The organism is Seonamhaeicola sp. MEBiC01930, assembly GCF_045277075.1.
Classification (GTDB): domain Bacteria; phylum Bacteroidota; class Bacteroidia; order Flavobacteriales; family Flavobacteriaceae; genus Seonamhaeicola.
This window is the reverse complement of record NZ_CP104270.1, coordinates 697,490-711,574: the sequence shown is the minus strand read 5'-3', so window position 1 is coordinate 711,574 and position 14,085 is coordinate 697,490. Positions and strand designations below refer to the sequence as shown.

The following is a 14,085-nucleotide window of genomic DNA, read 5'->3' as shown; positions in this document are numbered from 1 at the left end:
TTAAAATGAAACAAATATTAATTATTTTACTATCTATTCTAACGGTTGCATGTCAATCAAAAAAAGAAGAAACAAAAGAAGAAAGTAAAATCCAGGAACCAAATATCATTTACATTCTGGCAGATGATTTAGGTTATGGTGATGTAAAATCCTTTAATCCGGAAGGGAAAATACCAACACCAAATTTAGATGATATGGCTGCCAATGGTATTAAATTTACAGATGCACATACATCATCTTCTGTTTGTACACCAACTAGATATGGTATTTTAACAGGACGTTATAATTGGAGGTCTTCATTAAAAAAGTCAGTACTTGGTGGATATTCAACATCTCTTATAAAACAAGAGCGCACAACCATAGCTGAAATGCTTAAAACGCAAAATTATTCAACAGCTTATATTGGTAAATGGCATTTAGGTTGGGACTGGGCAATTCAAGAAGATGCTAATGAAGATGATAGGAACAAATGGGATGGACAGTTATCCGTTGACTATAGTAAACCTATAAAAAACGGACCATCAACTCATGGATTCGATTATTCCTTTGGTTTTTGTGGCTCATTAGATATGGCACCCTATGTTTATGTTGAAAATGACATGCCTACCATGGTACCAACGAAAACAACAGTTAATGTAGATGAAAAAGGATTTTGGCGTAAGGGACCTACTTCAGATGATTTTAATCATACGCTTTTACTTCAGGATTTAACTGATAGAGCTGTAAATTATATTAGTGAGGAAGCAAAAAGCAAAACGCCTTTCTTCTTGTATTTTCCTTTACCAGCACCACATACACCTATTTTACCAACCACAGAGTTTCTAGGCAAAAGTAATACCAACATGTATGGTGATTTTGTAATGCAAGTTGATGATGTGGTAAGGCAAATTAGGGAGGCTCTTAAAAACCAAGGTATTTCGGAAAACACATTATTGGTTTTTACAAGTGATAATGGATGCTCTCCTCGTGCGGGTTTTGAAGAACTCGCCAAAGTAAACCATAATCCTAGTTCTAAATTTAGAGGTTCAAAAGCGGATATATTTGAAGGCGGTCATCGTGTGCCTTTTATTGTTGAATGGCCCGCAAAGGCATTAAAAAATTCAAGTTCAGAACAAACCATTTGTACCACCGATTTTTTCGCTACTTGTGCAGATATATCCGGATACCAAATTCAAGATTCTGAAGCTGAAGATAGCTTTAGTATGTTACCATTACTAATTGGAGAAAGTGATGATGAAATTAGAGAATATACCGTTCATCATTCTATTAATGGCTCTTTCGCCATTAGACAAGGTGATTGGAAATTAAATGTTTGTCCAGGCTCTGGAGGATGGTCTTATCCTAGGCCTGTTGACATTAAAAATGAAAATTTGGATTTACCCGATATGCAATTATACAATTTGAAAGATGATATTGGAGAAACCAAAAACCTCATAGTTGAAAACACAGAAAAAGCCAATGAATTAAAAGCGGCTTTAAAGAAAATAATTCTTGATGGAAGAAGTACAGAAGGTGCCATTCAACAAAATGAAGGAATGAATGGATGGAGTCAAATCGAACCAATTATAAACTAATAATCACATTTAAATGAAGAATTTATTTCTTTTTGTTCTTTCGATATCTTGTTTAATATCATGTTCAGAACATACCAAGGCAGAAAAACAAGAATCTGAACTTGATTTGATTCCAAAGTCATTGAATGTAGCAATGTTCAATAATAAGGGAGTTGTAACTGTTAAAATGCAAGAATTAAAACCAGATTCTAATGGAATTATTTCAGAAATAAAACTAGAACTTCCTGAGTATAAAAAGGGGGTTTATTTTAGACCATTTTCAGAAAAACTCGCGGCAGGAAATAGGGTTGAGCCACTTTGGTTTGATGATATTTCAGAATTAAGTAACTACCAACACGAAGCGCCACGGTTTGATAGTAATATCAATCTTGGTTCATTTATGATGCTTCAAAAAGAAAATGGAGAATATTTGGCACTTTTACCTTTAGTGTCTAACCGCACAGGTAATACGTTTTCAATTCGTGATGAAAAAATCTATTTAACGGTGGCAACTTATGGAACTGACACAGAGCATGTAGCCTTACCATTATTGAGTTATGCAGAATCAGAAAGCCCTTATGAGGCAGCAAGATTGGTTTGGGAGCAAGCCATGAAAATTAAAAATGTAAAAGAGAATATTAATTGGCGTTCTGAAAAAACATACCCTGAAGCTTATAAATATTTAGGTTGGTGTTCTTGGGAACATTATAAGCACAAAATAAACGAAGATGTTATTTTAAATGCTTTACAGGGATTAAAAGAAAGCGCAATTCCCTTTAGATGGATGCTAATTGATGATGGCTATTTGGACCACAAAAAAGGACAATTAGTATCATTTGGTGTTGATAAAAAGAAGTTTCCAAACGGCTGGAAACCCATTACAAGTCAGAAGGATGATAAAATAAAATGGATGGGAATTTGGCGTAACTTCAATGGCTATTTTGGTGCGGTATCACCAGAATATAATATGCCTGATTTAAAAGAACATTTAGTATTACGAAACCCGAGTGGTAAAAAACCGCTTTATGTTCCAAAAATATCTGAACAAGCGTCTAACGCATTTTTTCATGAAATGACTTTTGATACTAAAGACAATGGTTTCGATATTATTAAAGTTGATTTTCAGTCAGATAATTTTAGAAACAATACAGGAGCTAGTAATGCTATTCTTGGTGTGCATTATAACAACATTGCTTTAGAAGAAAACTGCAAAAACAAGAATTTGATGTTGTTAAATTGTATTGCACAACAAAATTTTAATGTATTTAATCAAAGGCATAGTAGTATTATTCGTGGAAGTGTTGATTACAAAACAACAAGGGATAGGTTGGATATTACCTTAGTTCAAAACTTTACCAACGCATTATGGCTAGGGCATACACATTGGTTAGACCAAGATATGTTTTACGCCAATTTTGAAGAAACGGCTCAGTTAATGGCCATTGCAAGAGCCATGTCTGGAGGGCCTATTTATTTGTCTGATGTACCAGAACATATAACCGATGAAGTTTTAAAACCTCTAACTTATAATGATGGGCTTATTTTAGGAACGTTAGCTCCAGCGGTTCCCCTTCCGGAAAGTTTAATGCAAGACCCGTACTCTGATGGGAAGTCTTTTAGAGTTATAGCGCCATTAAAAAATAAAACTGCGGCAATCATGGCGGTAAATCTAAGTCAGAATGATGAGGGGCAAACGACACAAGTTTCCTTGAAAGATTATGCTTTTGCAGGTGGCATGATTCAACCTTATAATGGGCTTTGGGAATTGCCAAAAGAAGGTGTTCTGCTGTATGATTATCATTTAGGTACAGCTCAGGTTCTTTATAAAGATTACCAATTTCAATTAGAATCAAGAAAAGAAAAACTGTTGTTATTGAATCCGATTCAATCCGGTTGGTCTGTTATTGGAAGACCAGATAAGTACTTAGCTGCTTCAACTTTTGAATTGATAAGGGTTGATGAAAAATCACTTGAAATAGAAATGGTGGAAAATGGTTCTCTTTTATTGTGGACGAATGGTAAAATACCACAATCTGAAAATTTTGAATTTGCACCATTAGAAAATGGATTATGGAGCGGGAAATTGGTTAAGCCAAAAACAGATAACAAATACATCATTTCATCAAATATTGAATAGAGAAATAACAGTATGAATAAAGGTATTGTCACTTTAGTGTTTTTAATTTCAGGGTTATTAGTTAATGCGCAATTTTTATTGAGCTATGACGAGCCAGCTACTGAATTTACTCAAAAACAAAGGAAGGACTATAGAGAAGCTGGATTTATGCAAGAAGCATTACCTCTGGGTAATGGGCGTTTGGGCGCCATGTTTTCCGGGGGTATTGAAGAAGAACATATCATGCTAAATGAAATCACCTTATGGATGAATGCCAAAAGAGGCTTAGATGAAGTAGCTCAATCAGGAACTAGAATTGGGGCTTATAAAAATTTTGAAAAAGTACGTGAAGCTTATAGGAGCGAAAAATATGGTACCTCAGAAAATAGTATGGAAGGCATGTCTACCAAATACCTGAGCACCCAGCAACCTTTAGGTAATTATGCGCCTTTTGCTGATATATTTATTTCAACAGAACATCAAACCAAAGAAGTTACTAATTATTGTAGGTCTTTAGATGCTTTTACTGGAGTAGGGAATGTTAGTTACAGTATCGGTAATGCAAAATTTTCTAGAGAATATTTTTGCAGTTACCCTAACGATGTTATCGCCATGCGCTATATGGCTGAAAACTCGGATTTCAATCTTGTAATAAAAGCGAATACACTTCACAATATCACCAATTTAAAAGCCGAAGGAAATGTAATTGTTTTAAATGGAGAGGCTTCCATGGTAAAAGACCCGGTTCAATTTCAGAAAAATATATATGTAGATACTGGTAAAGCAAAAGTAGTGCCTCAACAAGATGGTTCTTTATGGGTAGAAAAGGCAAAAGATGTTAAAATATATGTTTCTGCGTACACCGATTATTTACCAGTTTATCCCTCTTTTAAAGGGCGTGATTTTAAGACTGATGTAGAAAAAACTCTAGGTGATGCTATTAATTTAGGATATAGTAAACTTAAAACAAATCATCAAGAAGATGTCACTTCCTTAATGGATAATTGTGTGTTAAATCTTAAATACCAACCTTCTAACTTAACTACAGATGAATTGATAAAAAAAGGGTCGAGCTTAGAGTTAGAAAACTTGTATTTCAATTACGCTCGTTATTTGCAGCTAAGTTGTTCGCGGTCGGCTCCAGTACCTTCTAACTTACAGGGCTTATGGAATGGCCATTTAAAACCTGCTTGGAACTGTGATTACCATACCGATATAAATGTAGCCATGAATTATTGGATGACGGAAACAGCAAATTTACCAGGTTCTTTTTCTCCTTATGTAGAATGGCTTAAAATATTGGCAGAGTCTGGAAAACATGTAGCAAAGGAAACTTATGGTATAAATAAAGGCTGGAGTACAGGGTTAAACGGGAATGTTTTTGGATTTACTGCTCCAAATGTACACGGTCGTAGAATGCAACAATCTGGAGCTTGGTTATGTCAAAACTTATTTGAGCATTATGCCTTTAATCAAGATAAAAACTATCTTGAGGAAATTTACCCCATAATAAAAGGAGCTGCAGAATTCTATTTAGAATTTTTAGCCCCTTGGAAAGATGGTTCATTGGTGGTTTATCCAACATGGTCACCAGAAAATGCTTATTTGGTAGAAGAACATGGTAAACTAAATAAACAAGCTTACGGAACAGCATACGAACAGCAATTAGTGTTAAATTTATTCACAGATTGTATTGAAGCTTCTACCATTTTAAGTCAGGATGAAAAGTTTAGAGAGAAGTTACAAACCATAACCCCTAAATTGAGTCCGCAGAAAATTGGTCAATATGGTCAAGTACAGGAATGGCCAGAGGATTGGGATAGTCCAACAGATCATCATCGTCATATTTCTCATTTAATAGCCTTACATCCAGGGCGGGATTTTTCACCTTTAACAACCAAAGAAATTGCCGATGCAGCATTGGTAACTATGAAGCATAGAGGCGATATTTCTACAGGTTGGAGTACAGCTTGGAAAACCAATTTCTGGGCAAGATTGCACAATGGAGATAAAGCGCATCAGTTTTATAAGTTTTTAACCTCAAAGCGGGCATATCCCAATTTGTTTGATTTTCATCCACCTTTTCAAATCGATGGGAATTTTGGAGGTACTGCTGGTGTTTGTGAAATGTTGTTACAAAGTCATTTAAGGAGTATTGATAATGCGGCTGAAAGTATTGAAGAAGCTGCATTTGTAGCATATCAAAAAGATGACGAGAATGCTAATTATTTTAATCCTGTTGTGCCCGAAGAGCGTATTGCAGATGCACCTTATATCCTTCATTTGTTACCAGCATTACCAACGGCATGGTCTAATGGTAGTGTTAAAGGTTTAAGAGCACGAGGTGGTTTTGAAGTAGATATTATATGGAAAAATGGAAAACTAAAACAAGCTAAAATTCATGCTATTAAAGGCGGGAGCTTTAGGGTTTATTCAGATAGTAAACTGAGTAAAATTTTGTCATTAAAACAAGGGGAATTCATGATTTGGACAAATAATTAATGTTAGAAAAGAGATTTAGAATGAAACATATAAAAATACCTTTCGGGTTATTGGTACTCGTGTTATTGAGTTTAACAGGTTGTAATACTAAGCAAGAGGAAAAAGAAAAGCCCAATATCGTTTATATTATGTTGGACGAATGGGGATACTTTGAGTCATCTGGAATGGGTCACCCTATTTTTGAAACACCTAACATTGATAAACTAGCTTCAGAAGGTATGCGTTTTACACAATTTTTGGCTGGTGGAAGTGTTTGTGCCCCCACTAGAAGTACGTTCATTACAGGTCAGCATACCGGTCATACCACAGTACGTTCTAACAGTGGAGGATTGGGTTTAGCAGAGGATGATACTACTATTGCTAGTATGCTTAAAGAAGCTGGATATACCACTGGTGGATTTGGTAAATGGGGATTGGGTGATGTTGGAACAACCGGTGTGCCCGAAAAACACGGTTTCGACACCTTTTTTGGATATTATCACCAAGTGCACGCCCATACCTATTATCCAAAATATTTAGTTCACAATAGTAACAAAGTGCCACTAGAAGGTAATACTGGCGATTTTTTAGACGGAGAAACATTTTCTCATCATCTCATTCATGAAAAGGGATTAGAGTTTATTCGTTCTAATAAAGAAGAACCGTTTTTTGCTTATATGGCTTGGACTCCACCACATGGTTATTGGTCTATGCCCGAAGATGAGCCGGCTTGGGAAAAATATAAGAATAAGCAGTGGGATGCTACCAACCAAAAAGGCAAATACGATGCACAGATGTATGCGGCAATGGTTGAAATGGTAGATAGGCAAATTGGTGAAATTGTAGATTTACTTGAAGAATTGTGTATTGCCGATAACACCATAGTTTTTGTGTCGGGGGATAATGGCGGGCAACCATATTTTAAAAATGAAAATCACCCACATGGCTTTTTTGCTCCAAATTTAAACCCCAAAACAGGTAAACGTTTTAGAGGGGGAAAAGGCAATTTTTATGAAGGCGGCCTCAGAATTCCTTTCATAGCCTATTGGCCTGAAAAGATTGAAAAAGGAAGTGTTTCAAATCATTTAGGATACTTTCCAGACATTATGCCAACGCTTGCCGATATTGCTGGAACGCAAACGCCACCTACAACTGATGGCATTTCTATTCTACCAACATTATTTGGTGAACATTCAAATGATTCTCAAAAACAACATGATTATTTGTACTGGGAAGACCCCAAAAGTAACGCTATTAGAATGGGAGAATGGAAGGCTATTAAACCTAAAAATCAGTTAGATTACGAGTTGTATAATTTGAGTACAGATATTGAAGAGAAGCAAAATCTAGTGGCTGAAAATTCTAAAATTCTAAAAAAAATGCTGAGCTATGCCAAAGAAGCCTATACGCCACCAAAAAAGGGAGAGGTTTTAGATGCTTCGGTTGGTTTTAAAGGACATAAAAAAGATTAAAAGAACCTAACACAAAGAGGGTTTTATAAAATTATAAAAAAAGTAGTATGTCGATATACAGAACAGTTATAGTGATATTCATTTTAGTATTTTGCTTTGCATGTTCCGATTCAGAACAAGAAAGCAAAAACCAAGAAAGTAATGAACAGGCTTTAAAAATCTGGTTCGAACAACCCACCAAAAAATGGAATGAGGGGCTGCCTATTGGAAATGGGAGTTTGGGGGCGATGGTGTATGGTACGCCTTCAAAAGAAATAATTTGTTTAAACGAAGAAACCATATGGACTGGTGAGAAACGTTATAACCGTGATAAAAAAGCTGGTCCTGAAGTTCTTAAGAATATTCAGCAATTAATTTTTGATGGTAAATATGTAGAAGCTGAAACATACCTCACGGAAAACCTTTTAGCAAAACGTCTTCCTACAGGAACCATGACAAACCAGATGTTAGCTAATTTCTTTGTAGAGCGGCAAGGATTTGGTAGTATTACCAATTTCAGTCGAGAACTGGATTTAAATAATGCTGTACAGACCACTAGTTTTAAAAAAGGAGGTATTACATTTCAGAGGGAATGTTTTTCAAGTTACCCTGATAAAGCTATGCTTATTAAATATACGGCAGACCAAAGTAAGGCCATTAGTTTATCTGCCTTTATAAAACGAACTGATAATACTCAGATTGAGCTTAGTGAAAATAGTATTCGTTTTTCAGAACACGTTGGTGATGGAATTGGCGTAAAATTTCAGGCAGCCATTCATTTTGAAACCAAAGGCGGAACATCTGAGGTTCGCGATAATAAAATTGTAATTTCAGATGCTGATGAATTAACTATAAGAATTATAGCGAATAGTAATTATAGAGGGGAAGACCCTAAAGTTCTTACGGAAACATACCTTAAAAAAGTGGTGAATAAAGATTATGAGAATTTATATAAAACACATATAGATGATTACCGTTCACTATTTAAAAGATTAGATTTTAAAATCTATGAAGGAGATATTGAAAAATTACCAACAGACAAGCGTTTACAGCGAGTAAAAGATGGTGTTATAGATAATTATCTTACCCAACTTCATTATCAATACGGGCGATATTTGCTCATTAGTAGTTCGCGACCAGGAACGCTTCCAGCTAATTTACAGGGTATTTGGGTAAACGGATTTAAACCTCCTTGGAATTCAGATTATCATATCAATATTAATATTCAAATGAATTATTGGATGGCTGAAATGACAAATCTTGCAGAGTGTCACAAACCGTTTTTGAACTTTATTGACGATTTGCAGGAAATGGGTAGAATTACGGCTAGAGAAACTTATGGAAGCCGTGGTTTTGTGGCTCATCATACTAGTGATGCTTGGCATATGACGGCGCCTTTCGGAAGGGCTCGATATGGCATGTGGCCAATGGGAGCAGCTTGGAGTTGTCAGCATCTATTTACACATTATCAATATACTAGGGACAAAGAATATTTAGCTAATCATGCGTATCCTATAATGAAAAAGGCTGCCGAATTTTTCTTAGACTTTATGATTATAGACCCCAAAACGGGCTATTTGGTAACTTCTCCTTCAATATCACCAGAGAACGATTTTATAACAGAAGAAGGAGAAATTGCAACAGTGTCTATGGCCTCTACTATGGATAGGTCGATTATTTTGGAATTATACCATAACTGTATAGAATCTGCAGAAATTTTGGGTATAGATGAAGACTTTAGGAATATATTAAAAAGTAAGATAGCAAAAATTCAACCTTTACAAATTGGTAGTGATGGTCGTTTGATGGAGTGGATGGAGGAGTTTAAGGAGCGTGACCCAGGGCACCGTCATATTTCACATTTATATGCGCTGCATCCTTCAAATCAGATTTCAAAGGAAAATACTCCAGATTTGTTCAATGCAGCAAAAAAAACTATAGAACACCGTTTGGCTAATGGTGGAGGACATACGGGTTGGAGTCGCGCATGGATTATTAACTTTTGGGCACGTTTATTGGAAGCAGAAAAAGCCCATGAAAACATTATTGCACTACAACAAAAATCTACATTACCAAATCTGTTAGATGTTCATCCTCCTTTTCAGATTGACGGAAATTTTGGATTAGTTTCAGGTATTACCGAAATGCTTATGCAAAGTCATGATGATAAAATTAGTTTGTTACCTGCTTTGCCAACGGCATGGCCAAATGGCAGCATTACAGGATTGATAGCACGAGGTGGTTTTGAAGTGGATATTGAATGGGAAAATGGAAAGTTAAAACAGGCAAAAATTCGCGCTATAATAGGCGGGAGTTTTAGGATTTATTCAGAAGGAAAACTAAGTGAAGTCATCACATTGAAAAAAGATGAAACTTATGATTGGAAACATTAAAACGAGAAATATTTAAACTGAAGTATAAAACCTTCAAATCATGATAAACTATTCAATTAAAAATATAAAACCGATGACAATACTATTTAAAAGAAGCCATTTTTATTTCCCTATCATGGTTATGAGTTTAATGCTAATCACCGCTTGTGGTAACAAAAAAGAGAAAAAAGAAGAGACTGTCCATGAGGTTGTAAATCAGGAAAACAAAGAAAAAACAGTGAATTTCAGCTATTCTGAAGTTACAAGCATAGGTAAAGATTCGGTTTATAATAGAAGAGACCCAAGCGATATTATTAAAGTTGGAACCAAATACTACATCTGGTATACTAGAATGGATAAGCCAGTTAGGTCTGGATACTGGGGTACTATTTGGTATGCTACTTCTGAAGATGAAGGACATACATGGCAAGAACAAGGTATGGCTTTGAATGTGGGGGAGAAAGGAAATTTTGATAGTCATTCGGTGTTTACTCCAAATATTTTAGCTCACAAAGGAAAGTACTATTTGTATTATACTGGAGTACAACCTACACCAGGCAACCCGAAAGGGAAATTTGAAGGAAACAGTACTACCGATTTTACAGGAATTGGAGTAGCTGTTGCTGATAGTCCCGATGGTCCTTTTAATCGTGTTGCTAAAAATCCTGTAATTGCGCATAGCGAAGTGTCGTCAGATTTTGATAGTTACCGTGTTGATGATGCAAGTTTATTGGTGAAGGATGGGAAAATATGGATGTATTATAAGGGTAGATGTATTGAACATGGAAAAGAAGGACCAAAACGCACACAAATGGGAGTGGCTATGGCAGATAAACCTGACGGTCCTTTTCAAAAATATTCAAAACCTCTAGTAGAAAAGGGTCATGAAGTTTTGATTTGGAATCAAGAAGGTGGAATTTCTTCACTAACTTCATTAAGCAAATCCATTCATTGGGCTAAAGATGGTTTAAACTTTGAACCAAGTCAAGAAAACTTAACTAACATTCCTATGGCTCCAGGTTTGTATAGACCACATTTGGAGGATGGAAATACGGCAACCCATGTTCCTGGATGGGGAATTTGTATGAGACAAAGTAAAGGTGAAGCACACCTATTTAGATATGAAATAAAATAGTAAGATGAAGAAATTATTATCATGTTTAGTATTAGTCATTTTTGTGACAGGATGTAAGAATGAAGTAGAAGCTCAAAAAACAACTAAAAACAAACCCAATTTCATCATCATTTTTGCAGATGATTTAGGCTATGGAGATATAGGTTGTTTTGGTTCTCCAAACATTAAAACGCCTAACATTGATAAGATGGCAGATGAAGGCATGAAGTTAACCAATTTTTATGCTCAAACAGTTTGTGGACCTTCCAGAGCAGCATTAATGACAGGTTGTTATCCTATGAGAAATGCTAGAACGGATAATGGTGCATCTCCCCATCCTAAATTGGCTTTGAGTGAGGTAACCATTGCAGAGGCCTTAAAACCAGCAGGGTACAAAACATGTATGATTGGTAAATGGGATTTGGCAGGGCACAACCCAGAAAAGTTTAGCGAAAATCTACTGCCCATGCATCAAGGTTTTGATGAATCTTTTTTTACACCAGGTAGTAACGATTCTAGAGTACATTTGCTTAGAAACGATGAGCTGATAGAAAAGAATGCAGACATGTCAAAGTTGACCAAAATATATACAAATGAAGCGTTAGATTTTATAGATAGGAATACTGAGAATCCGTTTTTTATATACCTAGCGCATACCATGCCACATACCAGATTAGCTGTTTCCGATGAATTTAAAGGAACCTCTAAAAGAGGATTGTATGGTGATGTTGTAGAAGAGATAGATTACAATGTGGGTAGAATTCTGGATAAGTTAAAAGAGAATGGTCTAGATGAAAACACCTATGTGGTTTTTACTAGTGACAATGGTCCGTGGTGGATTAAAAAAGAGCATGGAGGAAGTGCGGAACCTCTTAGAGGTGCAAAAACTTCAGCTTGGGATGGAGCCTTTAAAGTGCCTGCCGTTATTCGTGCTCCAGGAAAAGTTTCAGAAGGTGTAGAGGTACATCATGTAACAGCTACCATAGATTTATTACCAACTATTGCAAATATTGCTGGAGCCAATATCCCTACAGATAGAGTAATTGACGGAGTTGATATTTCAGGGTTGTTAAAAGGAAAAAATAAAGAGTTGGATAGAGTTTTTTACTACTATCAACATCAAGAATTAAGGGCAGTTAGAAAAGGAAAGTGGAAATTGCATTTGGCGCATCGTCAAGATGCTAAATCTATTTGGTATACCAAATGGCCTAATCATATTGCTCCTAACGATAGAGTTTTATTTACAAAACCAATGTTGTACAATTTAGAAACTGATGTTGCCGAAATAAAGGATGTTTCAACTGAAAATCCTGAAGTTGTAAATGAACTATTAGAACTATTGGATTGGGCTAAAAAAGATATTGGCGATTGGGACAAGAGAGGAGAAAATGCCCGTTCCTTAGGAGATGAACCTTATTTTACTCCGAATCGATTTTTTGCATCTAACAATAAATAAGTACTAAAGACTATGCATGCATTTTTAGGGAAAATCACCACTTTAATTCTGTTTTTTGCAAGTATTGCAATACAAGCACAAACATTAAAAATAGCCACTATTTTTAGTGATGATATGGTTTTGCAAAGAGATAAAAAAGTACCTGTTTGGGGAAAAGGAATTCCTGAAGAGCAAATTACCGTAACGTTTGCAGGTCAATCAAAAACAACCAAAGTAGGGGCTGATGGAAAGTGGATGGTGAAACTAGACTCAATGGAGGCATCGTTTACTGGAAGAGATTTAAAAGTGATTGGGGAAAAAGAACTTACTATCAAAAATATATTGGTAGGAGAAGTTTGGATTTGCTCAGGACAATCCAACATGGCTATGGGATTTTCTTCATCAGCAGAAGTTAGCGGTTTGGTTCCTTTGGCTAAAAACATTCGTAGTTTTTATGTAGAAAACAAAGTGGCTTTGGAAGAAAAAGAAAATGTGGTTGGAGCATGGAAAATAACCAATCCTAAAAGTGCTGTGGCTTTTTCTTTTGCCTATTTCTTAGAAAATATTGCTGATGTTCCAGTGGGAATTATTCAAACCTCTTGGGGAAGTTCTTCTATAGAAGCGTGGATGCCTAGAGCTATGACTCAAGATGTGCCACATTTTAAAACCATGATGCAAGAGTTTGATGCTGATAAAGAAAGAGTCGCTAAAATTCAACAACTCATCAACCATGACAATTGGACAAACAAAGAGAATATTTTCTTAAGACGTCATTCCAATATTATTTACAACGCCATGATGCATCCATTAATTCCTTTTGCGTGTAGAGGATTGGTTTGGTATCAGGGAGAAAGAAATACGCGATATATGACGAGTTTGCCAGATGTTGATAAGAAAAATTGGTTTCACAGAGTTTGCGGTATCAAAGATTATGGTACAGTGCTTAAAAAATGGATGACAACCTATCGCAAAAGATGGGACGATGAGCAAATGCATTTTATGGTGGTGATGTTACCTGGTTTTGGAAAGGGAACGCAGCAAAAACCTTTTGTAGACCCCGAAATTCCTACAGAACCTTCTTGGGCTTGGATGCGAGAAAATCAAATGAAAGCATTGGAATTATCAAACGTTTCCGTTGTAAATACTATTGATTTGGGAGATGTGAAAGACATACATCCTAAGGACAAGTTACCCATTGGACAAAGAGCGGCTTTGTTAGCAGCAAAACACACTTTAGGGCTTTCTGTTACTGCTCAAGGTCCTATTTTAAAAAATGTTGAGGTTCATAATGGGCAGTTAATCGTTGCTTTTGAAAATGCAGAAGGCTTAAAAACGAGAAATGGAAAAGCACCAACTGGTTTTTGGATAGCAGACAATTCTAAAAACTGGGTAAAGGCCAATGCAAGAATTCAAGAAGGAAAAGTGTTGTTGAGTTCTCCAGAAGTAGAAGCACCCAAATATGTGCGTTATGCATTTGCTGGGAAACCTTCTGTGAATTTGGTAAATAAATATGAATTACCAGCGTATCCGTTTAGAACCGATAGTTGGGAAGAATAATTTAAA

8 protein-coding genes are annotated in these 14,085 nt (G+C 35.9%); all 8 read left to right on the top strand.

Annotated features, from left to right (window positions below):
- Positions 1-5: 5 nt before the first annotated feature.
- The 8 genes from N1F78_RS03035 (at position 6) to N1F78_RS03000 (ending at position 14,079) form a co-directional block, all read left to right on the top strand.
- Positions 6-1,574 carry an arylsulfatase gene (locus N1F78_RS03035; protein ID WP_406684720.1) on the top strand — a complete coding sequence of 523 codons (1,569 nt, stop codon included), beginning with the start codon at positions 6-8 and terminating at the stop codon, positions 1,572-1,574.
- A 13-nt stretch (positions 1,575-1,587) separates the two neighbouring features.
- On the top strand, positions 1,588-3,690 hold the full coding sequence (locus tag N1F78_RS03030) for a Sip1-related alpha-galactosidase (RefSeq protein WP_406684719.1): 2,103 nt from the start codon (positions 1,588-1,590) through the stop codon (positions 3,688-3,690).
- Between the two features lie 12 nt (positions 3,691-3,702).
- On the top strand, positions 3,703-6,171 hold the full coding sequence (locus N1F78_RS03025) for a glycosyl hydrolase family 95 catalytic domain-containing protein (RefSeq protein ID WP_406684718.1): 2,469 nt from the start codon (positions 3,703-3,705) through the stop codon (positions 6,169-6,171).
- A gap of 20 nt (positions 6,172-6,191) precedes the next feature.
- Positions 6,192-7,622, top strand: coding sequence for an arylsulfatase (locus N1F78_RS03020; RefSeq protein ID WP_406684717.1), 1,431 nt, complete (start codon positions 6,192-6,194; stop codon positions 7,620-7,622).
- Positions 7,623-7,669: 47 nt separating this feature from the next.
- A complete protein-coding gene (locus N1F78_RS03015) occupies positions 7,670-9,994 on the top strand; it encodes a glycosyl hydrolase family 95 catalytic domain-containing protein (RefSeq protein ID WP_406684716.1) in 2,325 nt (774 codons plus the stop codon).
- Between the two features lie 73 nt (positions 9,995-10,067).
- Complete coding sequence (locus N1F78_RS03010; RefSeq protein WP_406684715.1) at positions 10,068-11,108, top strand: family 43 glycosylhydrolase; 1,041 nt, start codon at positions 10,068-10,070, stop codon at positions 11,106-11,108.
- Between the two features lie 4 nt (positions 11,109-11,112).
- Entirely contained in the window at positions 11,113-12,543 is a 1,431-nt protein-coding gene (locus N1F78_RS03005; RefSeq protein ID WP_406684714.1) for a sulfatase, read from the top strand.
- A gap of 12 nt (positions 12,544-12,555) precedes the next feature.
- Positions 12,556-14,079, top strand: a complete 1,524-nt coding sequence (locus N1F78_RS03000; protein ID WP_406684713.1) for a sialate O-acetylesterase — start codon at positions 12,556-12,558, stop codon at positions 14,077-14,079.
- The last annotated feature ends 6 nt before the right edge of the window (positions 14,080-14,085 follow it).

Excerpts from the sequence above, each read along its gene's own strand:
- N1F78_RS03005 (WP_406684714.1), top strand. The coding sequence starts at position 11,113 with ATGAAGAAATTATTATCATGTTTAGTATTAGTCATTTTTGTGACAGGA.
- N1F78_RS03020 (WP_406684717.1), top strand. The coding sequence starts at position 6,192 with ATGAAACATATAAAAATACCTTTCGGGTTATTGGTACTCGTGTTATTG.
- N1F78_RS03000 (WP_406684713.1), top strand. The coding sequence starts at position 12,556 with ATGCATGCATTTTTAGGGAAAATCACCACTTTAATTCTGTTTTTTGCA.
- N1F78_RS03015 (WP_406684716.1), top strand. The coding sequence starts at position 7,670 with ATGTCGATATACAGAACAGTTATAGTGATATTCATTTTAGTATTTTGC.
- N1F78_RS03030 (WP_406684719.1), top strand. The coding sequence starts at position 1,588 with ATGAAGAATTTATTTCTTTTTGTTCTTTCGATATCTTGTTTAATATCA.
- N1F78_RS03025 (WP_406684718.1), top strand. The coding sequence starts at position 3,703 with ATGAATAAAGGTATTGTCACTTTAGTGTTTTTAATTTCAGGGTTATTA.
- N1F78_RS03035 (WP_406684720.1), top strand. The coding sequence starts at position 6 with ATGAAACAAATATTAATTATTTTACTATCTATTCTAACGGTTGCATGT.
- N1F78_RS03010 (WP_406684715.1), top strand. The coding sequence starts at position 10,068 with ATGACAATACTATTTAAAAGAAGCCATTTTTATTTCCCTATCATGGTT.